Origin of the sequence: Actinokineospora diospyrosa (assembly GCF_024171925.1) — a bacterium.
GTDB lineage: Bacteria > Actinomycetota > Actinomycetes > Mycobacteriales > Pseudonocardiaceae > Actinokineospora > Actinokineospora diospyrosa.
This window is the reverse complement of the sequence record NZ_JAMTCO010000013.1, coordinates 187677-209620: the sequence shown is the minus strand read 5'-3', so window position 1 is coordinate 209620 and position 21944 is coordinate 187677. Positions and strand designations below refer to the sequence as shown.

General features: G+C 70.5%; 16 protein-coding genes. 11 read left to right on the top strand and 5 right to left on the bottom strand.

Annotation, left to right across the window (positions count from 1 at the left end; genetic code table 11):
* Window positions 1–51: 51 nt before the first annotated feature.
* Window positions 52–1194 carry a histidinol-phosphate transaminase gene (hisC, locus tag LV75_RS25815; protein ID WP_253889604.1) on the bottom strand — a complete coding sequence of 381 codons (1143 nt, stop codon included), beginning with the start codon at window positions 1192–1194 and terminating at the stop codon, window positions 52–54.
* Window positions 1195–1275: 81 nt separating this feature from the next.
* On the opposite strand from hisC, the gene LV75_RS25810 reads away from it, so the two are divergent.
* Window positions 1276–2676, top strand: a complete 1401-nt coding sequence (locus LV75_RS25810) for an aldehyde dehydrogenase family protein (RefSeq protein WP_253889603.1) — start codon at window positions 1276–1278, stop codon at window positions 2674–2676.
* Between the two features lie 68 nt (window positions 2677–2744).
* On the opposite strand, the gene LV75_RS25805 is transcribed toward LV75_RS25810, so the two are convergent.
* The gene (locus LV75_RS25805; RefSeq protein WP_253889602.1) at window positions 2745–5657 is read right to left on the bottom strand and encodes an AfsR/SARP family transcriptional regulator; all 2913 of its coding nucleotides are present in this window, start codon (window positions 5655–5657) and stop codon (window positions 2745–2747) included.
* 328 nt (window positions 5658–5985) lie between these two features.
* A complete protein-coding gene (locus LV75_RS25800; RefSeq protein WP_253889601.1) occupies window positions 5986–6768 on the bottom strand; it encodes an AfsR/SARP family transcriptional regulator in 783 nt (260 codons plus the stop codon).
* Window positions 6769–6956: 188 nt separating this feature from the next.
* Here LV75_RS25800 and LV75_RS25795 point away from each other — a divergent pair, with 188 nt between their 5' ends.
* Window positions 6957–9812 carry an nSTAND1 domain-containing NTPase gene (locus LV75_RS25795; protein ID WP_253889600.1) on the top strand — a complete coding sequence of 952 codons (2856 nt, stop codon included), beginning with the start codon at window positions 6957–6959 and terminating at the stop codon, window positions 9810–9812.
* 491 nt (window positions 9813–10303) lie between these two features.
* On the opposite strand, the gene LV75_RS25790 is transcribed toward LV75_RS25795, so the two are convergent.
* Entirely contained in the window at window positions 10304–13099 is a 2796-nt protein-coding gene (locus tag LV75_RS25790; protein ID WP_253889599.1) for an AfsR/SARP family transcriptional regulator, read from the bottom strand.
* Between the two features lie 640 nt (window positions 13100–13739).
* Here LV75_RS25790 and LV75_RS25785 point away from each other — a divergent pair.
* The 8 genes from LV75_RS25785 (at window position 13740) to LV75_RS25750 (ending at window position 20506) form a co-directional block, all read left to right on the top strand.
* On the top strand, window positions 13740–13916 hold the full coding sequence (locus tag LV75_RS25785; protein ID WP_253889598.1) for a Dickkopf N-terminal cysteine-rich domain-containing protein: 177 nt from the start codon (window positions 13740–13742) through the stop codon (window positions 13914–13916).
* Between the two features lie 40 nt (window positions 13917–13956).
* Window positions 13957–14130, top strand: coding sequence for a hypothetical protein (locus tag LV75_RS25780; RefSeq protein WP_253889597.1), 174 nt, complete (start codon window positions 13957–13959; stop codon window positions 14128–14130).
* Window positions 14131–14260: 130 nt separating this feature from the next.
* Complete coding sequence (locus tag LV75_RS25775; protein ID WP_253889596.1) at window positions 14261–14641, top strand: hypothetical protein; 381 nt, start codon at window positions 14261–14263, stop codon at window positions 14639–14641.
* A complete protein-coding gene (locus tag LV75_RS25770) occupies window positions 14638–16107 on the top strand; it encodes a hypothetical protein (protein ID WP_253889595.1) in 1470 nt (489 codons plus the stop codon). Before LV75_RS25775 ends, LV75_RS25770 begins: the two co-directional genes overlap by 4 nt.
* A complete protein-coding gene (gene adfB / locus LV75_RS25765) occupies window positions 16104–16361 on the top strand; it encodes an actinodefensin-associated protein B (protein WP_253889594.1) in 258 nt (85 codons plus the stop codon). The genes LV75_RS25770 and adfB overlap by 4 nt, the downstream gene beginning before the upstream one ends.
* Complete coding sequence (locus LV75_RS25760) at window positions 16358–17149, top strand: hypothetical protein (RefSeq protein ID WP_253889593.1); 792 nt, start codon at window positions 16358–16360, stop codon at window positions 17147–17149. The genes adfB and LV75_RS25760 overlap by 4 nt, the downstream gene beginning before the upstream one ends.
* Window positions 17139–18656 (top strand): alpha/beta hydrolase family protein, encoded by a 1518-nt coding sequence (locus LV75_RS25755; protein WP_253889592.1) that lies wholly within the window; start codon window positions 17139–17141, stop codon window positions 18654–18656. The genes LV75_RS25760 and LV75_RS25755 overlap by 11 nt, the downstream gene beginning before the upstream one ends.
* Entirely contained in the window at window positions 18653–20506 is a 1854-nt protein-coding gene (locus LV75_RS25750; RefSeq protein ID WP_253889591.1) for an ABC transporter ATP-binding protein, read from the top strand. The genes LV75_RS25755 and LV75_RS25750 overlap by 4 nt, the downstream gene beginning before the upstream one ends.
* Before the next feature lie 409 nt (window positions 20507–20915).
* Here the strand turns inward: LV75_RS25750 and LV75_RS35945 are convergent, their stop codons facing one another.
* Window positions 20916–21083: an Imm1 family immunity protein gene (locus LV75_RS35945; protein WP_372504230.1), complete on the bottom strand. Its 168-nt coding sequence runs from the start codon at window positions 21081–21083 to the stop codon at window positions 20916–20918.
* Window positions 21084–21342: 259 nt separating this feature from the next.
* Between LV75_RS35945 and LV75_RS25745 the strand changes: the two genes are divergently transcribed.
* On the top strand, window positions 21343–21846 hold the full coding sequence (locus LV75_RS25745; protein WP_253889590.1) for an RICIN domain-containing protein: 504 nt from the start codon (window positions 21343–21345) through the stop codon (window positions 21844–21846).
* The last annotated feature ends 98 nt before the right edge of the window (window positions 21847–21944 follow it).

The following is a 21944-nucleotide window of genomic DNA, read 5'->3' as shown; positions in this document are numbered from 1 at the left end:
CGCGCAGTCGGTAGCCGCGGCTGAACCAGACGGCCCGCCAATCATATATCGTCACCTATAGGTTGACCCGCGTCTCGGGCCGACGTGGCCTGCGACGCGCGACAGGGCCTCAACGGTGCGCTCGACCTGCTCCGGCGTTCCGACGGTGATCCGCGCGCCTGCCGGGTCGCCCATGGCGTTGGCCGGTCGGACGATGATCCCTTCCGCCTCGAGGGCTTTGGCGAACAGTTTGCCATCACCGACTTCGGCGTAGACGAAGTTCGCGTGCGAGTCGATCGGCGGGAAACCGAACCGCCGCAGTCCTTCGGTCAGGGTGGCACGTCCGGCGCGGTTGAGCTCGACCCGGCGGGCGAGCTCGTCCGCTTCGGGCAGGCTGGCGCGGGCGGCGGCCAGGGCGACGCTGGTGACCTCGTAGTTGCTCTGCACTTTCTGGACCGCTTCGATCAGCGCGGGTGACCCCACCAGGTACGCCACCCGCAGTCCGGCGAGGCCGTAGGCTTTGGAGAACGTGCGCAGGGTGACCAGGTTCGGCCGGTGAAACGCGCGGTCGGCGATGGTGTCGGGATACCCCGTTGACCGCGCGTACTCGAAGTAGGCCTCATCGACGACCACGGTCGTCGATTCCGGTACCGCGTCGACGAATCGGAGCAACTCCTCGCGTGTCACGATGCCACCGGTGGGGTTGTTCGGGTTGCAGACGTAGACGATGCGGCTGAGGTCGTCGACCAGTTCCAGCATCGCCGCCAAGTCGTAACCGCCGTCGAGACGCACGGGAGCGGTCCGCGCCGACGCGCCCTGCTTGCGGGCATCGAGGGCGTACGCGTGGAAGGTGGGTGTGCCGGTCACGATGGTGGTGCCCTCGTCCAGCAAGGCCACCGACAGGTGGTGGATCAGCGCGATCCCGCCCGCGCCGACGGCCACCCTCTCGACCCCGACGCCGAGGAAGTCCGCCAACTCGCCGCGCAGGGAACGGAATCCCGACTGCGGGTAGAGGTTGGCGGAATGGACGCACTCGACAGCGGCCGCTGCGGCGGCCGGGAACGGCCCATACGGACCCTCGTTGGCGGCCAGGCCGAGCAGGTCCGACGCGACAGCACCTCCCCCAGCCGCGTCCCGCACGCTCCGCCCAGCGCTGTAAGGGGGGAGCCCGTTGATCGCCGCCCGGATGAACGGTCCGGTCGAAGCAGTCGACACCGCCACAAACCCCTTCGTTGAGCTATAGTGTTTCCTATACGATTCTAGGTGCGGTTCGGGAGAGCGGCAATGGGTCAGGCGGTGCGGATAGAGGATTTCTTCGTCGACGGCGTCTGGATCCCGTCGAGCGGACAAGACGATCTACAGGTGTTCGACCCATCGGTCGGACGCAGCCGGGGGGTTGTCCGGACAGCCAGCGCGGGCGACGTCGACCAGGCCTGTGCCGCGGCCGCTCGCGCGTTCCCCGGGTGGAGTTCCCTGCACCCGGAGCAGCGCGCGGCGTACGTCGCCGCTGTCGGCCGCGGCCTCGCCGAGCGGGCGGGTGAACTCGCCGACGCCATCACCGCGGAGGTCGGAACCCCGCGTCACAAGTGCGTGGCCTTGCAGGTCAACCCGGCCGTCGCGGCGTTCGCGTCAGCAGCGCGGCTGGGCGCCGCGCTGCAAGCCGACGAGCGGATCGACAACACCACCGTACGGCGCGTGCCCGTGGGCGTGGTCGCCTGCATCACCCCGTGGAACTACCCGTTGTTCCAGATCGCGTCCAAGATCGCCGCAGCCCTGGTCGCCGGGTGCACCGTGGTGCTCAAACCCAGCGAGATCGCACCCTCCTGCGTCGTGCACCTCGTCGAAGCAGCCTCCGCGCTACCGCCCGGCGTGCTGAACGTCGTCTTCGGCGACGGACCAGGCACCGGCGAGACCCTGGTCCGGCACCCCGCCGTCGACTTCGTGTCCTTCACCGGATCGACACGCGCGGGACGCCGAATCGCCGCTGTCGCCGGGGAACAGGTCAAACAGGTCTCCCTCGAACTCGGCGGCAAGTCCGCCAGCATCGTCCTACCCGGCGCCGACCTGACCACGGCCATCACCAAGACCCTGGCGAAGACCTTCCAGAACTCCGGCCAGACCTGCGCGGCCCTGACCCGCCTCCTGGTCCCCCGCACCGACCTGGCTCAAGCCCGCACTGCGCTCAACCGCCTCGTCCCCGCCTTCACCACAGGCGACCCGACCGACCCAACGACCGAACTCGGCCCGGTGACCACCGCAGCACAACACGAGAAGATCGTCACCCTGACCTCCGACGCGCGCGCCCGCGGCATCGACCTGATCGCATCCGGACCAATCACCGCAACCCCGCCCGGCTACTACGTTCCCGCCCAGGCATACCTGACCGACCCGAACGATCCCCTCGCCCAGGAAGAGATATTCGGCCCCATCCTGGCAACGATCCCCTACGACAACATCAGCGAAGCCGTCAGCATCGCCAACAACTCCCCCTACGGCCTCAGCGGTTCCGTCTGGGCCTCCACCCCCGAACAGGCCGCGGCGGTAGCCACCCAAATCCGCACCGGCAGCGTCAGCATCAACGGAGCCCCAACGCACCCCGACGCCCCCTTCGGCGGCTTCCGCATGTCCGGCTTCGGCCGCGAGCGCGGCGCCCACGGCATCCTGGATTTCCTCACCACCCAGTCGGTGCACTTCTGACAACCAGCACCCAAGAAGCCACCCTCATGATCCCGGCAGCCGGTCTTGCATCCGGTGCTTGGACCGGATCACGGTGGGCTGATGCCCAGCCGGGCGAACAAGGTGTCGGCGAGCTCGAGGTGATGGGCGGTCTCGGAGGAGTCCGTCGAGCTCATCGCGAGTCCGCGGTGGGCGCGTGCCCGCTGGTATGGGTCGGTGGCGGTGTCGAGGGACTGCCGAAACCGGACAGCGGCTGTCTCTACTTCGCCCAGGCGGAGAAACGCCTCGCCGAGGTCGTTGTACGCGCCGCTGTCGGACGCGGGTGCACCAAGTTCGGTGATGAACGCCAGCGCTTCGGCGGCGTGCGCGCGTGCCTCGGCGTCCCTCCCGCTTTCGGCGCACAGCAACGCGAACTCGGCTCGGCAGTCGGACTCTCGCGCGCGGTACCCGAGTAGCCCGCACAAGCGAATCGCCTCTTCGAACCGGGCCTTGGCCTCGTCCCGATCCCCATTCCGGCGACAGATCGAGGCCAGGGTGGACTCGCTGTTGGCCATCCCGATGTGGTCGTCGATCTCCTGGAACAGGACCAGCGCCATCCGGGCGTCCGCCTCGGCGGGGAGACCGAGCCGGGAGCGGACGATGGCCAGGGTGTTGTGCGCGTTGGCCTGGCCCCGCCGGTCGGTGATGTCGGCGTATCCGGCCGCGGCTGACTCGCTGTGCCGGATGGCGTCGCGGTAGCGACCTCGGATCACGTCCAGTGAACCGAGGTTGCCCAGGACCGCCACCTCGCCGCGGCGGTCGCCGAGTCGGCGGCGCAGCTGCAGCGCCCGCTCGAACTCAGCGGCCGCGCCATCGTGGTCACCGGTCAGAATGTGCGCGATCGCCAGGTCCTGGTGGGTTTCGGCCAGTGCGAGGGGGTCGCCGTCCCGGCCAAGGTGCTCGAGGACGAGGTGGTGCGTCCACAGCCAGTCTTGGTGGTGGTTGTGCAGCAGGAAGTACCGCCCCAGCGCCTGCGCCAGTTCTGAAGCCGCGACGGCGTGCCCGGCCTCGCACGCCGACGCGACGGTGTCCACGAGGACACGGTGCTCCCGCACCAACCACGCCATGCCGTCGTCAGCCGTGGTGAACGCAGGCACCGCGACGCGCGCCTCGCCCACCGTGAGCGGGATCCGGCGCCGGTGCGGATCGACGGCGTCCACCGCCGCGTGCGCGGCGCGCGTCGACCACGTCACCAACCTGGCCAGGGCCGCGCTACGTTCGACCACCGACAGCTGCAAAGCCCGGTCCGCGGCGAAGAGACGGAGAAGGTCGTGCGACCGGTACCGGTCGGGCCCGCACCGCTCCACCAGCCGGGCGTTCTCCAACACCCGCAACGCGGCTCGGGCGGCCCCCACCGGCAGGTCGGTGAGGGCCGCCGCGGCGTGTACGTCGATGTCCGGCCCGGGGGCCAGGCCCAGCAGCCGGAACACCGACCGGGCAACGTCGGGCACGGCGTCGTAGGACCAGGAGAACACCTCAGCCAGGTTCGCCGACAGCTCCCCGGTGTCCCAGGCGGACAGCGGTGACGCCGTATCCCGCAGTTCCCGCAACAACGACTCGAGCGGCAGGTCCGACCGGGCCGCCACGATACCCAGGGCCAGCGGCAGACCCGCGCACCGCTCGACCAGCCCGGCCACCGCGCGCGGTTCAGCGGCCATCCGGTCGGCACCCAAGTGCCAGGCGAGGACCTCGCGGGACCCTTCCTCGCCGAGCGGGAGCACCTCCACCGACCGCGCGCCCCCCACGCGCAGCCCGGCCAGCCGGGACCTGCTCGTGACCAGCACCATGCACTCCGGCGTGCCCGGGAACAGCGGTTCGACCTGGGCGGTGTCGCGGGCGTTGTCCAGCACCACCAAGACCCGTCTACCGGCGACGCGGCTGCGGAACAGCGCGGCGCGAGCCGCCTCGTCGACAGGCACGGACCCCGGGTCCACGCCGAGGGCCAGCAGGAACCCGCCCAGCGCCCGTGCCGCCGGTACCGGCTCGGTCGCCGGGGCGTGGCCGTGCAGGTTGACGTACAACTGGCCGTCGGGGAACTCGGCGAGGTTCTGGTGCGCCCAATGCAGGGCCAGCCAGGTCTTGCCGACCCCGCCAACGCCGCCAACCACACAAACCCGGGTCCCGCCAGCGGAACTGATCTTGGTCAGGTGGGCCAGTTCGTCGTGCCTGCCGACGAGGAACGGCGGGGGCGCGGGGAGCTGGCGGGGTTGCTCGCCCGGCGCCGCGACGGCCGGTTCCTCGCGTAGCACCCGCTGGTACAGCTCGCGCAGCGCCTCACCGGGATCGACACCCAACTCCTCGGACAGGCGCTCCCGCAACAGCTGATACTGGCGCAGAGCCTCGGCCGGGCGACCGCTGAGGTACAGGGCGAGCATGTACTGGCCGACCAGACGCTCGTCCAGCGGATGCGCGGCCACGAGCGCGGGCAGCACAGCCACCAGGGAGGATGTGCGGCCGAGGCGCAGTGCCACATCAGTTCGGTCTCGCTCGGCGGCCACCCGTTCGGCGGCCGTGGCCGTTCGGACGGCGTCGAGCCACGGCGAGGTCAGCGTCCCGAACATCTCGCCCTGCCACAACGTCAACGCCTCGTCGTAGAGGGTGGATGCCTGAGCGTCCGCGGCAGTACGGGCTCGGCCTACCAGGTCGCGAAACCGGTGCAGGTCAACGTCATCGGGGTCGAGCTCCAACACATACCCGCCCGCGCGCGAGACGACTTCCACCTCGGCAGCGGCGGCGGTCAAAGCCCGGCGAAGCCGCGACAGGTAGCCGTAGAGCGTGTCCCGCGCACGCAGTGGTGGCGAATCGCCCCACACCCGGTCGATCAGCTGATCCGCCGTCACCACCCGTCCGACTTCCACCGCCAGCACTGCGATGACCGCCCGCTGGCGCCGGTGACCTAGCTCAACAGGCTTGTCCCCCACGTCCGCCTCGACCCCGCCGAACAGGCGGATCAGCGCTCCCATCCCGTCATTCAATCGGCCGCACGCAGGCGATTCAAGGATCTTCGCAAGGTCGGCCGCAGGCCGCTTCGCGATCCTGGTCCGGCAGGAGAGGCCATCGGAGGAAGCCACCGAATGGCCGAATGATCTCGCCACGAGCAGAACAAGGCCAGCACGCGGTTCGACGAGACGTCCCGGCAACAGGTGCCGGGACTGCGCGGCACCCCGTGCGTCAGAACCAGGATCCGGGGCAGGGCGGACGACGTCCACCAGGAATCGAACAGCAGTGTCCTCAGTCGTGATCAACGGCTCCTCCGGAGGCGGATCGCTGACGCAGGGCCACGCAGCATCGTCACGGAGAACCTGCGACCGTCGCTACCGGGGACCGGCTGGCCGGTGGCTCGAAGCCCTGGAGAAGGCGGTGGAACGCGCGGTGGATGGCCTCACCAGGGTTGGTCCCGAGGTGGTCGAGGAGTCGGCGGCACAGGTCGCGGTGGATCGTGAGCGCGTCCGCGGTGCGGCCCACGCCGTGCAGGGCGAGCATCAGCTGTGCGGCTGCCACTTCGTCGAAGGGGTGCGCGCGGACGCGGGCGAACAGGTCGGCGACAACCTCGCTGCCTCGGCCCAACCGCAGGACGGCGTCGGTTCGAGCCGTCTCCACCAGGTATCTCCGCTGGTGCGCCAACTCCCGCGCCGCCTCGAACCACGCGGTGTCCAGACCCTCGAACGCGCGGACACCGTGCCAGGTACCCACCGCCTCATCGCTCAACTCGACCAGCCGGGAGTCCACGGTCTCCCGGCGCACTGCCGTCGCCAGGCGCTCGAACCGGTGGAGGTCGACGACGTCGGGCGCCGCGGCGAGCGTGTAGCAGCCCGGACCGCGTTCGAGTCGTACCTCGCGGACATCCGCCAGGGCGCGGCGTAGTCGGTGGATGTAACCGTACAAGGCGCCGCGGGGCTCGCGGGGTAAGTCCTCGCCCCACACACGTGACACCAGCTGTTCGTAGCCAACGGGTCTGTTCGCGTCGACGGCCAAGGCGGCGAGGACGCACCTCTGGCGGGCGTGGCCCACGGCGCGGTGGCGCCCGTCGACGAGCAGTTCGACCGCTCCGAGCAACCGGATCTGGACGTCCACTGGCCTACCTCCTCCTGTCGGCGTGCCCGGATGGCGCCGCCCGTGCGGGGAGCCGACCGACGGTTTCTGCCGCCACCAAGGCGGTTTCGCGCCATCGCTCCCTGTCGGGTCGTGTGTAGCGTGCGCGGCGTTGTTCAGGATCCGCCGCATTCCGCTGGACAACGCAGTGCGAACAGGGGGAACGCGACGTGCCGCGACAGGAACGTCCGGTGGAGCCGGGCGACCCGGTCCTCGTTGAATTCGCCGAGGCTCTGCGCGAGCTGCGCAGGAAGGCGGGGTCCCCGACGTACCGGCAGCTCAGCACCCGGGCGCACTACTCGACCGCGGCGCTGTCCGATGCCGCTGCCGGGCGGCGGCTGCCGACGCTGAACGTCACCCTGGCTTACGTCCGCGCCTGCGGCGGCGACGCGCGGGAGTGGGAGCAGCGGTGGCGGCAAGCGGACGCCGAGCTGGGGTGGTCGGTGGAGCAGGAGGACAAGGCCGTCCCGTATCGGGGGCTGCTCGCCTTCCACGAAGGCGACGCCGAGGTGTTCTTCGGGCGGGACCGAGCGGTCGGGGAAGTCCTGGCGCGCCTGCGCGAACGGCGTTTCGTCGGTGTGTTCGGCGCGTCCGGGGCGGGCAAGACATCACTGCTGCGCGCGGGTGTGGCGCCGCGCTGGCCAGGGCCGGTGGCAGTGCTCGTACCCGGCGCCCAACCGGTCGAGGAGTGCGCGATCCGCGCCGCCGACCTGGTCGGGCGCTCCACGGTCGAGGTGCACGACCAGTTGCGCGCGGATCCGGCGAACCTGGCCCTGGTGCTGGCGCCGGTGACGGGCCTGCTGGTGCTCGTTGACCAGTTCGAGGAGTTGTTCACCCTGTGCGAGGACGCCGGGGAGCGCGAGTGGTTCATCCGGGCACTGGTCGCGCTCGGGGCCCGGGCACACGTGCTGCTGGGGGTGCGCGCCGACTTCTACCGGCATTGCGCCGAGCACGAACCGCTGGTCGAAGCTCTGCGGGACGGCCAGGTGCTGCTCGGCCAACTGACCGCGCAGGAGCTGCACCAGGCCATCGTCGGCCCCGCCACGGCACGGGGACTTCGCCTGGAGTCGGAGCTGGTGACCCGACTCGTCGCCGACGCCGTCGGGCGGGCCGGGGTGCTGCCGATGCTCTCGCACGCCCTGCTCGAGACCTGGCACCGCCGCCGCGGCATCACCTTGACCCTGGAGGGCTACACCGCCGCCGGGGGCATCGACCACGCCATCGCCCGCACCGCCGAGGCGGTCTACGCCGCGCTCGACGAACACGGGCAGACCTTCGCCAAAGCCACGTGCACACGGCTGGTGGCCCTGGGCGACGACGGCGACACCAAACGCCGGGTCCCCCGCGACGAGTGGGACCACGACCAGACCACCACCGCTGTCCTGCACACCCTTGCCGCCGCCCGCCTGATCACCATCGACCAGGACAGCGTGGAACCCGCGCACGAGGCCCTGATCACTCACTGGCCACGCCTGCGCGCCTGGCTCGCCGAGGACCGCGACACCCTCCGCGTCCACCGCCACCTCGCCGACGCGACCCGGATCTGGCAGGACCTCGACCACGACCCGGCAGCGCTCTACCGCGGCACCCTGCTCACCCGAGCCCGCGACTTGCTCACCACCCACCCCGCCCTCGTCACCACCACCCAACGCCAGTTCCTGACCACGGCGCACACAGCCCGCAAGAGCAACCGCCGCAGGCAAGGACTGAGTGCCCTCACCGTGGCCTGCCTCGTCGCGGTCCTCGCAGCGGTCGGCCTCTACGCCGCACGCACCTCGGTCGACAACAACCGCCGCGTGACCGAGGCCGTGGTCGGCCAAGCCATGGCCCAGGCGCGTGTGCTGCGCTCCTCGGACCCGTCCCTGGCGGGCCAGGTGGCGCTGGCCGCCTACCGCCTGCTGCCCAACCCGACCATCCGGGGCGGGCTGTTCGACGTGGTGTCCGCGTTCAACCAGGCCAACGAGACGCCGGGTGACTTCGACGAGACACACCAGGTTGTGTTCCACCCGGGTGGCCGCTACCTCTACACCGCCTCCCACGGCGCCCTGAACGTTTACGACTTCAACGGGACGCCCACCCCCAAGTTCTCCCACGCTGTGCCGGACCTGGGCGCGGTCGGTCGCGTCGCGATCGACCGGACAGGTCGGACACTGGCGGTCGCGGCGGTCCAGGGGCCGGTGCACCTGGTGGACGTGACGGATCCCAGAGCACCGAAGGTGGTCGCGGCAGTGCCCTCGGCGGGGTGGGTCGAGCCCCACTTCAGCCCCACCGGGCCAATCCTGGTGCTGTTCGAGACGTTCACCTCGGCTGTCCACGGTGCGCCCCAGCCGTTGTCCGAAGACGTGATCCGTGTGGTGGACGTGCGGGATCCCGCCCACCCGGTCGAGCGGGCGAGCGTCCGCGCGGACGAGGAAGCCGTCGGGTTCAACCACGCGGGCGACCTGGTCACGCAGAACCCCGGTTCGGAGATCCACCTGTGGGACCTCGGCGATCCCGCGCACCCGTTCCGGCGGTCACCACTACCGAACGCTTCTGCCGAGCCCTATGTGGCGCTCTCGCGCACGGCACCGATCGCCGCCTCGGCCACGAGTGGTTCCACACCGGTGCTCGTCGGCACGGACGGTTCCACGCGCCTGTGGGACACCACGGATCCCCTCCGCCCCCGCGCGACGGGTCGGATACCTGGCATGGTCGCGTTGGCGCTGTCCCCCGACAACCGGTTCATCGCCGCGGCCAACCGGGAGAACGTGGAGATCTGGGACATCAGGGATCGCGACAACCCGGTGCAGTACGCGGTGCACATCGCCTCGAACTTCACCTTCGGTACAGTGGTCTTCGCCTCCGACGGTAGATCTCTCGTGATCGTGAGGAACAACACTTCAGGTCTCCTGTGGCCCGTTGACGTCTCCGCCGCGGAGAGCTGGGTCTGCCAGCGCGCACTCCGCCCCATCGCCCCCGACGAATGGGCCCGCTACTTCCTCAACATCGACTTCGCCGACCCCTGTGCACCGCAACCCGGTCCGTAGCCGTCGTGTGGCGCCGGTTTCGCTGCCGGCGCGACCCCTCATCGCGCCGGCAGCGAAACAGCCGTCAGAGCTTCGGCGTCTCACCGGTCTCGTCGGCGGGCGTGGCGGTACGCGACTCCTGGTACTGCGCGATGTTGTCCATTTTGGCTTCTCCCCTGGTGATTGTGCCGCCCCCTCGGTGGCACAGGGACAACTCTCCAGGTCCGCCTTGATCGGGATCTTGGGCAAATCTGTCACGTCGACGTGGCCGCTGCGGCACCAGAGAGCCAACCCGGCCATGATGTCCTCAGTGGAGACTGCCGGACCGCCCCTCGAACGAGCGCCTCGCGGAAGACGGCGTCGGCCACGTCCCCGGAGCCACCGCGAGGTAGGCCTGCCCCAGGCTGTTCAGCGCGGGCACCTGGAACGACCGCCTTCCCCGGGTTCGCCGCAGCGCCAACGACTCAAGTGTGGTCGCGCAGCGTCGTGTACGCGGCCGCTGTGGCGCCGGGTCACACGCCATCGGTGGTGGCCAGCAGGGCGGACATGCGGTCGACGGCGTTCACGCGCCCCTGCGCGTCGTACATCCGGCGGACCTCCCGCCACAACGACCGGGCTCGGCGGAGGTCACCCGCGGCGACGTGGTTGTCCGCCACGCGTTCGAGGGTGTCGGCGTAGTCGTACATCGATCGCGTGCGGCCGAACAGCGCCAGGGCGCGCTGGTAGAAGTCCTCGGCCCGGGCGTGGTCGCCTTCGCGGTGCGCGAGGTAGCCGAGGCTGTCGAGGACCCGGGCTTCGGCGTCGGCGTCGGCGTGGCGCCTGGCCAGGGCCAGCGCCGCGGCGCAGTGCTCCCGCGCGCGGCCCAGGTCGCCGACCTTGGCCGCGTACCAGCCTGCCTGGTTCAGGGCGTGGGCTTGGCGCATCTCGTTGCCCGTCTCGCGCAGGATCACGAGCGCGCTCTCGGCGTGCGAAAGGGCACGCGCGTCGTCGCCCAACTCCTCGTGCACCGGCGCAAGAGCCTGGTGTGCGTTGGCCTGGGTCTGCTTGTTGCCCGATTCGCTGCCCACCGCCAACGCGTGCTCCAGCAACAGCTTGGCCTCAGTGCGGTTGCCCGCCCGGTTGTGCGCGGCGCCCAACCGCCAGGCCGACAACGCCCGGGCGTCGGCGTCCCCGGCGAGCTCGGCCGCACTCAGTCCGGCGCTCCAGACCCGGACTTGGTCGCCGCTGTGCACCTGGCGGCGTTGGAAGGTGTCCAGCCCCCACGCCAGGCGCCACACCGGCGCGTGGCGGCCGAGGTCCACGGCCAGGGCTTGGGCCGCCAAGAGGGTCGGGTACTCGGCGCCGAGCCAGGCCAGTGCCTCGTCCTCGTCAGCGAACCGCCGGGGCGAGCCACCGGGGGCGAAGGGCAGCTCGTGGGGGTAGAGCACCGCCTCGGCCGCCAGCGCGGTGTCGGCGTAGTGGTCCACGAGCCTGCCCAGCCGTGCCCGGGCGGCGCCGTGGTCCGCTGCTTGTTCCGCGGCGAACCTGCGGACCAGGTCGTGCATCCGGTAGCGGCCCGGGACCGGTTGGCGGACCAGGTGCGCGGCCTCCGCAGGGCGCATGACGGTCCGAACGCGCGGTGCGGACGTACCCAGCAGGGCGGCGACCGCGTCGACGCCGATGTCCGGTCCGGGCGCGAGGCCGAGCAACGAGCACGCCTCGACCGTGGCGGTGGGCAACGCGCGCCACGACGTCGAGAACACCGCGCGCAGACCGGAGTCCGCCTCGTCGGCGTCCCAGTCGCCGATGCCGCCGGCCTGGTGCAGTTCCTCGGCCAGCACGCGCAGCGGGAACCCGGGGTGGCTGGTCGCCCGCGCCGCGAGCAGCGCCAGGGCGAGTGGCAGTCCCGCGCACCAGTCGAGCAGGTCGGTGACCGCCTCGGGTTCGCCGCGCACCCGCTCGTCGGACATGTGGCAGGCGAGCAGGTCACGCGCCGTGTCGCGGTTGAGCGCGTCGAGGGTCAGCACGGGGATGCCGTGGGAGGCGCTCAAACCGGTGAGCCGATGTCTGCTGGTGATCACCACGAGGCTCGAGGACCCCCCGGGCAGCAGCGGGCGCACGTGGTCGCTGTCGCGGGCGTTGTCCAAGACCACGAGCATCCGCTTCTCGGCCACCACGCCGCGGAACAAGCCCAGCACGCTGTCCGCGTCGGTGGGGACCCCGGCGGTGGGCACACCGATCGCGGCGAGGAAGCGCGATGCCACGGCAGCGGGCGGTAGCGGGGTCCCTGAGGGGGCGAACCCGCGCAGGTCCGCGTACAACTGGCCGTCGGGGAACGCGCCCGCGTTGCGGTGGGCCCAGTGCAAGACGAGGGTGGTCTTCCCGATGCCACCGACCCCGACCACGGCCAGCGCGGAGGTTGGTGTGCCGTGCAGCCCGACCAGCGCCTTGTCGAGCTGGGCGATCTCGTTGTGGCGGCCGACAAACACCCGTGCCGCGGCCGGGAGCTCACGGGGCAGTGGCCGCGCGGCGGCGCCCGCTACCCCGGTGAGCTCGCCCGCCAGGATCTGGCGGTGCAGTTCGCGCAGCTCGTGGCCGGGATCGGCGCCGAGTTCGTCCGCGAGGAGCCGCCGGAGGAACTCGAAGCGGTCCAGCGCCTCGGCCTGCCGTCCGGTGCGGTAGAGCGCGAGGACCAACTGGCAGGCGAGCTGCTCGTCGAGCGGGTGGGCTTCGGCCAGGTCGAGCAGTTCCGCGAGGAGCGTGTCGTGGTGCCCTTCGCGCAGGGCGATGTCGTTGCGCCGCAGCAGAGCGGTCCACCGGTCCTGCTCCACCACCCGCCGCACCGAGTCCGCCCACGGCCCCTCGACATCGGCCAGCGGACGCCCACGCCACAGGCGCAGTGCCCGCTGCAGCAGCTCCAACGCTTCCCGGTCCCCGGCTTGGCGCGACCGCGCGACCAACCGCCGGAACCGGTACAGGTCAACCGACTCCTCGTCCACCTCGATGACGTAGCCGTCCCTGCCGCGTCGGATCTCGGCACCCCACACCCCGGCCAGTGCCTGCCGCAGCCGGTGCAGGTAGCCGTACAGGGTGCCCCGCGCGCGCGTCGGTGGGTTCTCCCCCCACACCCGATCAATGAGCAGGTCAGCCGACACGGGGCGGTTCGGCTCGACCAGCAACGCCGCCAGCACGCACCGCTGCCGAGCATGACCGATATCGATCACCACCTCGCCAACCCGGACCCGGACGACTCCCAGGACCTCGAAGCCCGGCACCTCGACCACGCACCCCACGATCCACGACAGCGGTCGGTGGATCAAGGTGCCCACCCGCGAACCCAGCGGGCGCACCACATACCCGACTGCCAGAGCCGACTCGACGAGGAGACCACGTTCCAGGCAACAACCGGTCACCCGGCATGGCAACGCTTTGATGTTCGCCATGGCCGGGTTCGGCCTCGTCGGGGTGTCCTGCTCCTCACCGCCCGTGGTCGCGTGGTTGGGCTGGCTTCGCCATCGGCGTCGTCGCGTTGGAGGTGTACGCGGTGCCGATCATCCGCCGTGGTTCGCGCGGTGTAGTTGCGCTGTGCTGCGGCCGCGTACACCTCGGATTTCGTTTCGGCGTATTGCCACCCTGGCGCCATTGCTTCGTTTCGTGTTGTGCACAACGTGCACTTTTAAGACTTGTTGTCGGGTGGCGTTCCTGCGGCCAGACGCTGCCCGCCAGAGCCACGCGCAGGGCGTTAGCCCAAGGGCCGTTCAGGTCGGCCAGTGGTCACAGCGCTGCGGCGTCGGCATCCGATCGGGCAGCTCCTCCGCTTGATTGTCGTCTTGGGGTGCGGATGCGGCCCGGCACGACGAGAAAGCACGGCCCAGTTCGGGCGGGCATCCAAGAAACCTCCTAGGTCGATACAAGATCGCCGGGTCACTGTGGGCGGCGACGTTCGGGAAACGTCGGGAAGGAGGAGTGATGATCGCCGTGTCGTTCGCTTCTCGGTTGGCGACGGACGGGTTGCAGCAGCACCTGTTCGCTGCGCCGTCCACCGTCGCGGAGGCGTGCAAGAAGCGCGGCTACGCGTGCTGGTCCTCCAGCGAGTGCTGCAACGGCCTCTGGTGCTCGTGGCGGTTCATCTGCGACTGGGTCTGACGTCCGCACCGTGCGGATCGACGTTCGGAGAGGAGGGGAAATGGGGACAGCCACCATCACCGAGCGGTTGGCGACGGACGGGTTGCAGCAGCACCTGTTCGCCGCGCCGTCCACCGTCGCGGAGGCGTGCAAGCCTCCCGGGGCGTGGTGCTGGAGCTCCAGTGAGTGCTGCAGCGGCTACTGCTCCTGGTCGTTCCACTGCGGCTTGAGGTAGCGCCAGAACGGGGCACACCCGGTGGTCGGCGTTCACGCCTCCGCTGGGTGTGCCCGCCAGGCCGGGCACCTGGCGCGCAAGGGACATTCCGCCGAGGGAAGGCGATCTCCGTGATCAGTAGGACGATGCCATGTCACTGGTGAGGGCCGGGCGTGAAGCACGCCGTTTCGTGGAGGGGGTGCGGCGCCCGCAAGGGATGTACCGGATCGAACGCTGGCCGCAAGTGCGACCCGGTCGCGGCAGCCTGTCCGTCGGCTCGGCAGTCGTCGCCCTTCGCACCATCCAGCGGACGACGCTGGGATTCCTCGATCCCGTCGAGGACGCGTTGTACCTGGTGGCCGGGCTACGAGCGCTGGGGGTGCCCGTCTCCTTCCACCTCGGGCGCGAACTCGTGCCGGTGGCGGCACCGGCGGGCTACTACGCCTGGGTGCAGCACGTGGACGAGGTGCTCAGCACCTCACTGCCGGTTCTGCAGACCTATGTCGAGATCCATCGCGTGGAAGCGGGGTGAACGTCGTGCTCGGAACAGCGCGGATCGCCGGACACGAAGTCCTTTGCCGGTGCGAACCGGACGGGGCGGACTGGCCGGGAGTACGACTCGAACGATCACCGACGGAGGTCACCCTGAGGCGTGACCACCCCGGGACCCGACCGCTCTACTACCGCATCGAACCCGGTGCCGTGCGGTGGAGCGACGACCTGCGGGAGTTCACGCCCGCTACCCCAGATCCGGGCCACCTGCTCGCTCTCGTGCACGGCACGAGCCCGGCTCCCGACGCGACCGGCGTGCCCGGCGTCCACCGGCTTGTCGTCGGCGCCGAGGTGCGGGTCGACGAGTCCGGGGTCGCGGTGCGGCGGGCCACCGACCGAGGCCTACCTCCCGGCGACGATCTAGGCACAGCGGTGACGCGCGTTCTCAACGACGCGGCCGGGTGCCCCATCGCCTACAGCGGCGGGCTCGCTTCGGCGTTCCTCGCCGCGGCGGCCTTGAGTGCCGGACACCGCCCTACGCTGCTGCACGCCGACCTCGGGCCGGGGACGCGCCACCTGCCGACGCCTAGCGTGCCCGGCTTGACGACCACCACCGTGCCGATCGAGATCACCGATCTGGTGGACCACCGCGGCATCACCGGTGCCGAGCCGGTCGTGCCGCTGCCGGACGTCGTGGCACCGATGCGGTTGATGGACCAGTTGGCCGCCGGGGGGGCCGTGATCAGCGGCGCCCTGCTGGAGGACCTCGTGTCGGTGCGGCTGCCGGATGTTGACGCGGGAGTGCGCGGTATCCGGTTGCTGGGATTGGAACCGTTTCACGTCACCGGTGTGCTGCGTGACCTCGCACAAGCGCGGGCGCTGGTGGAGCAGCAGGTCGTGTACCCGTCGGGAGCCGGTGACAGCGAGGCGCCCGCCGAGCGGCCACCGGGTTCCGCGCCACCACCCAGACCGCCTGGTTCCGGACCGCTGCCGGGGCTGACCAGGGCGGGCGAGGAGGCGTACGCGGCAGCCCGGCTGGCCACGACGGCGGTGTGGAACGAGCACCTGGACTCGTTGGACCCGGTGGTGGGGCGCGCGGTCGCGGGACTGGAGGAACGCGGGCACGGCGGCGCGTTGCTGCCCGCGCTGAACCCCGGTGTGCTCGCGGCCGCGGCGGCGCTGCGATCGGGGCAGATCGGCCGCATCCGGGCAGGCAGGTTCCACAACCACCTGCCACTGCTCACAGCGGTGACCGCGCACGGGATCGCAGGGGTGCGCCGCACCCCGGCGGGGTACTGGCTGCGCCTGGCCGCCGCCCATCACCTGCGAGCGCACCGGACCGAGATCGCTGCCGACCTCACCCGGTCGTCCGCGCTGGCCGACCTGGGGCTGATCGATCCGGCGCGGATCGTCGAGGTGCTGGCCGACGGCCGCGATCTGGCCGGACACGCACTGCCGCTGCTGCGGCTGGTGTGGGTCGAGCGGTGGTTGCGGAGGCGGTCGTGAGCAGTGGACTCGAGACAGGGCAGCTGGGGCTGGCTCCCGGGGTGACGCTGACCCGATTGCCGTTCGGCGGCACGGTCCTGGTCGCCGCCGTCACGCTGGCCGTCGCCGAATGCGGTGAGCGGGATGCCATGCGGCTGGACCTCCTGCTGTCCCAGGGCCACACCGCCCACCCGGACCTGCGGGCGTTCGCCGGTGAACTGATCCAGTCCGGCTGGCTGATCGTCGCCGGTGACGAGAGAGGAGCGGACCGATGACCACACCGTGGCCGGATGTCGTGCTGGCGCTGCTGGCAGGCCCGCTGGTGGTGGCTGGTCTGGCCAAGGTGGCCGCGCGAGCCGACCGGCTGAGCTGGCCGGTGGAGCGGGGCCCGCTGCGTGCTCCGGTGGGGCCCCGGCTGGTGGGGACAGCCGAGGTGCTGGCGGCGTGCGCGGTAACGGTGGTGCAGGGCCGCCCGGCGGCGGTGCTCGCCGTGACCGTGGGCGTGGTGCTCACCACCGCCGCCGCAGTGCTTCGCGGCCGCGAGTGCGCGTGCTTCGGAGCGGCGAGGCTGGCAACGGTCAAGCGTTCCCACGTGGTCGGCAACCTGCTCGGTACGGCGGCCGCTGTCGCGGCCCTGGTGGGAGGGCCAGGGGACGATCCCGTGTTGCGGGCCGCAGTCGCGGGCGCCTCCGCGCTGGTTGCGGCGACTGTGGTGCTGGTCCTGGATCGCCGTGCCCGGCGCGTGGTGACCACCCCGCGGTGCGACGAGCCAATCAGCGCGGTGCGCCTGTACACCACCGCGGGCTGCCCGTCGTGCCGCGCGGTGAAGCAACTGGTGGCCACGGTAGAGCAGGCCCGGCGTGACGCTGTGGTGACCGTCGTGCTCGCCGCCGGTGAGAAACCACCGGGTGAGCTGGGCATCGCCGGTGTGCCCGCCGCGATCGGCCTGGGGACCACGGGTGAACCGGTGTGCGGCCCGGTGTCCGGGGTAGGTGCGGTGAAGGCGCTGGTCGACTCGATCAGCGTCGTCGCCCCGGAGCGGGCGACCGACCGTGTCGGGTGAGCGCAGGTGGCGCGACCGGGCCTGGGAGGGCGGCCCGTCGGCGGAGCTCAGTGCGCCGCGGCACCCCTCGCTCGTCGAGCGCAACCCCGCCGTCCTCCCGTGGCGCGACGTGCTGCTGGACCTCGATCTGGCCGGACTCGCACCCGGTAGGGCGCTCGTCGAGCAGATCGCCATCACCACCGGCGACGGGCGGACCTGGGTGCTGCCGCTGTCCGGCGTGCTGGCCACCCGGCTCGCGTGGCACCCGGAGCTGCCGCTGGTGGCGGGGCTCGTGCTACGAGATCGACGGGCGTGCCCCTGGGTTGCCGATCACCGCGCGAGGAAGGTGTTCGTGCACAACGGCGTCCGGGCCGCCGTGTCGCTCCTGATGCCCGACAGACCCCCGCTGGCCTGGTGCGGCGGACTCCGGCTCGCCCTGCTCACGACTTCCGACCGCCCGGAACCGGTAACGCGCGACGATCGTCCACCGGAGCCGACGGTGCTCGAAGCCGCAGGTCCGGCGTGGGTGGACCTCCTGCCCTCCGTCGCCGCGCTCGAACAGGTCGCGGCCGCGCGTGTGGCGGTCTTCGACCACGGGAAGGGCGAACTGCGCGAGGTCACCGAAGCGTTGCTTGTCAGCGGCGTGACGGTGGCCGACGGCGTGCTGCGGGTAGAGCACCTGTCCGGTGCCATCGACCCCGGTCGCGGCGGCCCACCGGACTTCGGGCTGTGCCCCGGCACAGTTGAGGTTGACGTCGTGGGCGCTGCCGGCGCTGCCGTTGGTGAGGTGGCCGACGCCGAGGAAGCGCCGACGACCGGATCCCCGGTCCCGCTCGGCGACAGGGCGTTCCTGACTCTGCGCACTCCGCCAGAGGCGGCGGGCCCCGCCGTCCTGTGGATCCACAGCACCGCACCGGGAGAGGCACCCAGTGAGCACGCACCTCCCACACTGGTCGAAACGGGTTGCCCGGTCGCCGTCCTGGACCTCTCGCTGCACTGGCCCGCTCACTCGACCGCCGACCTCCTCATCGGGCAGATCACCACTGCGGTACGCGCTGCGGTGTGCGCGCTCACCGCACGTCATCCCGCAGCGGTGGTCGTGGGGGGACACAGCTTCGGCGCGACGCTCGCCCTGCTCGCGCTGGCCCACGTCGACGGGCTCACCGCGGCGATCGTGCACAGCGGGTGCTACGACCGCACGTCGACCCCATTCGGTTTCCAGTGGGAACAACGGTCCTACTGGGAGGTGCCGCAGGTGTACCAGGCGTTCAGCGCGGTGCACTTGGCCGACCGGCTGGCAGGTCCGGTGCTGGTCGTCCACGGCACCGACGACCTCAACACAGCCACGCCCCCCGACCAGGCGCTTGGGCTCTACCGAACCATTGTCGCGGCGGGCGGCCGGGCGCGCCTGGTGCTGCTGCCCGGTGAGGGACACAACTTCCAGTTCGCGGAGAACCTGCGCTTCCTCACGGCCGAGCACGCCACCTGGCTGGCGCGCTCGGCGGCCTCGGCAGGAGGAGAACGATGAGCGGCGGCACGGTGGCATCGGCGGCCTTCGCTGTTCGGCTGGCCTGGCGGGCCCATCGGCGGGGCCTGATCGAAGTGGTGGCGATGCAGCTGATCACCGCGATCGGGCTGTCGGTCGCTCTGCTGCTGCTGCGCGCCGTCGTGGGTGACGCACTCACCATCGTCACCGGCTCGGCCCCAGCGGCCGGGCGGTTGGTGCCAGCACTGCTGGTGGTGGCGCTGATCGGCTCGACAGGCGCGGTGCTGACCATCATCAGCGCGGCCAGGCAGCGGTTGCTCGGCGCGAAGCTCGACCGGTACCTCACCAGCCTCGTGCTTGCGGCCGCCGACCGCGCCGAACTGGAGCGGTTCGAGTACCCCGACTTCCACGACCGGCTCCACCGCGCGGTACACGCCTCCCGCAGCCAGCCCGTCATCGTCATCACGATGCTGATCGCGATGCTTCAGGCCGCGCTGACCGCCGTGGCGATCGCCGTGGCCTTCGCCGCGATGGCGTGGTGGCTGCTGCCGTTCGCGGTGATCAGTGTGCTTCCAGCGCTCAAGGCCGCTCGCGACGAACGCGACGCGCACTACGGGCTGCACCGCGGACTGGCCGAGAACCGACGGTTGCGCGAGTACTACGAGCACCTGCTCACCGGACGCGACGAGGCCGCAGAGGTCCGGGCCCTGGATCTGGGACCCGTGCTGCGGCGCCGGTGGGACCGCCAATACCGCGACGAGATCAGCGCGGTCGCGAAGGTGATCGGCACACATGTGCGGCGCAAGGTCGCGGCACGCCTGGCGGGTGACGCCGTGACGGCGGCGGTGCTCGGTGGGATCTGGTGGTTGCTGGCGACCGGCGTCGTCGACCTGCCGACGGTCACCGCCGGGGTCACCGGGCTCTGGTTGCTCTCCAGCCGGGTGCAGATCGCGGGCATGATGGCCAACGGGATGGGAGAATCGTTGCTGTACCTGCGCGACCTCCGCTCCTTCGCCGCCTCCTCCGCCTCCGCCTCCGCCTCCGCCGAAGACGAACAGGAAGCCGCACCGAACGGCCCACCACCGCGCTGGGAGGTCCTGGAGGCCCGGCAGATCCGGTTCACATACCCCGGAACGGACAACGCCGCGCTGCACGACGTCAGCATCACCGTCCGCAGGGGGCAGGTCGTCGCGCTCGTCGGATCGAACGGTTCGGGCAAAACGACCCTGGCCAAGATCCTCGCGGGCCTCTACCGCCCGCAGGACGGACTGCTGCGGCACAACGGTGTGACCGTGGCGGACACCGCCCGACTGCGGGACACGACCAGCCTGGTGTTCCAGGACTTCGGCCGCTACCGGCTCCCCGCCGTCGACAACATCGCCCTCGGCCGACCCGGCGAACCGGTGGACGCCGCACGAGTGACCGCAGCGGCCCGCCGAGCCGGCGCACACGAGTTCCTGCGTGCGCTCCCCCTCGGCTACGACACGGTGCTGAGCAAGGAGTTCACCGCCGGGGCCGACCTGTCCGGCGGCCAGTGGCAGCGGATGGCACTGGCCAGAGCGTTCTACCGGGACACGCCGTTCGTCATCCTCGACGAACCAACGGCCGCTCTCGACCCGCAAGCCGAAGCGGAACTGTTCGACCACATGCGCGATCTGTTCGCGGACCGCGCGGTACTGCTCATCTCGCACCGCCTAGCCAGCGTCCGCTCAGCCGACCGGATCTACGTCCTGGACACCGGACGAGTCGTCGAGGAAGGCACACACACCTCGCTGATGCGCGACAACGCCCTCTACGCCCGCTTGTTCAGGCTCCAGGCATCCGGCTACACCTCGGACCTACCCGATCCTCGGGATGACCGGCGCGTCAGCGAGAACGTTCGAACGGCGTGACCAGCGCGGTGGACACTAGCAAAGTCCTGTTTAGACAGACTTCAACCTGAAGATGTGGGCACTGGCCCGGCCGCGCATGTACAGCATGGGCACTACCCTGCGAACAGGGTGTGGACCTCGGTGGGGTCCCGGTCGAGTAGTGCTTCCAGTTCGCCCGGCCCGATGACGGGGTGGTTGACATAGTGTGTCGGCGTGTAGTCGAGACCCTACTGTCGCCGAGGGGGTGGCGATTAGAAATGAACATGCGGGATTCGGCTAGTGGCCGACAGCGCCGTCGAGGCGTCGGCGGATGGGGTCGACGTGGCAGATGTGGCGGAGTATCCCTCCAGGACATAAATGATGACTAGACGACGGTCATTTGCCGCCATTTTCGTCTACAACGGACTCGTCCTATGCCACCCAGGCCCTTTCAATTCCGCAGCTCCCATCCTTCATCGGACAAGATGGCTGGCATGCGCTCACCCAGTTCCCACTCCACAGTGTCCGGCCGTTGACCGGACGACAGAAACTGCGCCAGAACCGCATATGGGACGTCGACCGGCACGACACCACGAGCAGGCACTCCCACGTCATACATGCCGGCCAGGCGAGCATCTTCCCATTCGGCGTTCAAGCCGTTGATCGGCGCACACAAGCGAGATCCCGCTCGCCAGACCAGGCCCTCGGTCGTTGAACACCCCGAACGTCGGACTCTCCTGGCGTTCCTTTCCCTGGGTCGTCTTCACCGGCGCAGTGGCGTGCCAGGTTCCAGACCCACATGGAGTAGTTACGAGCCGAGAGGAAGGCGCTACGGTCGACATGAGCCCGCGTGTGTCGGGCCGGACTGGGGAGTTCGCATGAAGAAGTTCTCGCGCAAGGTCGCGTCTAGTCTCGGGTTTGCCGCGGTTCTGCTCGCCGTCGGGATGCCCGCCTCCGCGTCGCCCGCCGGGGTCACGGTCTACAAGTCGGGTGAGCTCAACAGCGTGGGTAGTGGCTACACCAAGTGCGTGGACATGACGTCCTACGCCTCGGGCACGATCGTGGGTCTCAACGGGTGCAGTGGTGTCTCCAGCCAGCAGTTCCACTGGGACTCCCTTGACGGTCGCATCTACGTCACCGGTTCCGGCAACACCAAGTGCCTCGACCTCGGCTCGTACGCGCCGGGCACGCCCGTGGGGCTCTACCCCTGCAGCAGCGTGAGCAGCCAGCAGTGGGTCTTCGGCGGTGTGAACGGCCAGCAGATTTACAGCTACGGCAGCGGCTACTCGGTGTGCATCGACGTCGCGTCGTACGCCAACGGCACCACCGTGGGCGTGTTCACCTGCAACGGCGGTGCGAGCCAGCGCTGGGACCTGTCCTGACCTCGCCTTAACGGTCGGATCGCCTGTCTGACAGCCGATATCGACACTGTCGCGGTCGATCCTGAGCGCTGGGACGCGCCCCAGCGCTCAGGATCCGG

Bases quoted from the DNA above. Each gene is read 5' to 3' on its own strand.
- LV75_RS25805 (WP_253889602.1), bottom strand. From the start codon at position 5,657: ATGGGAGCGCTGATCCGCCTGTTCGGCGGGGTCGAGGCGGACGTGGGG.
- LV75_RS25785 (WP_253889598.1), top strand. From the start codon at position 13,740: ATGATCGCCGTGTCGTTCGCTTCTCGGTTGGCGACGGACGGGTTGCAG.
- LV75_RS25780 (WP_253889597.1), top strand. From the start codon at position 13,957: ATGGGGACAGCCACCATCACCGAGCGGTTGGCGACGGACGGGTTGCAG.
- LV75_RS25775 (WP_253889596.1), top strand. From the start codon at position 14,261: ATGTCACTGGTGAGGGCCGGGCGTGAAGCACGCCGTTTCGTGGAGGGG.
- LV75_RS25760 (WP_253889593.1), top strand. From the start codon at position 16,358: ATGACCACACCGTGGCCGGATGTCGTGCTGGCGCTGCTGGCAGGCCCG.
- LV75_RS25750 (WP_253889591.1), top strand. From the start codon at position 18,653: ATGAGCGGCGGCACGGTGGCATCGGCGGCCTTCGCTGTTCGGCTGGCC.
- LV75_RS35945 (WP_372504230.1), bottom strand. From the start codon at position 21,083: ATGTATGACGTGGGAGTGCCTGCTCGTGGTGTCGTGCCGGTCGACGTC.
- LV75_RS25745 (WP_253889590.1), top strand. From the start codon at position 21,343: ATGAAGAAGTTCTCGCGCAAGGTCGCGTCTAGTCTCGGGTTTGCCGCG.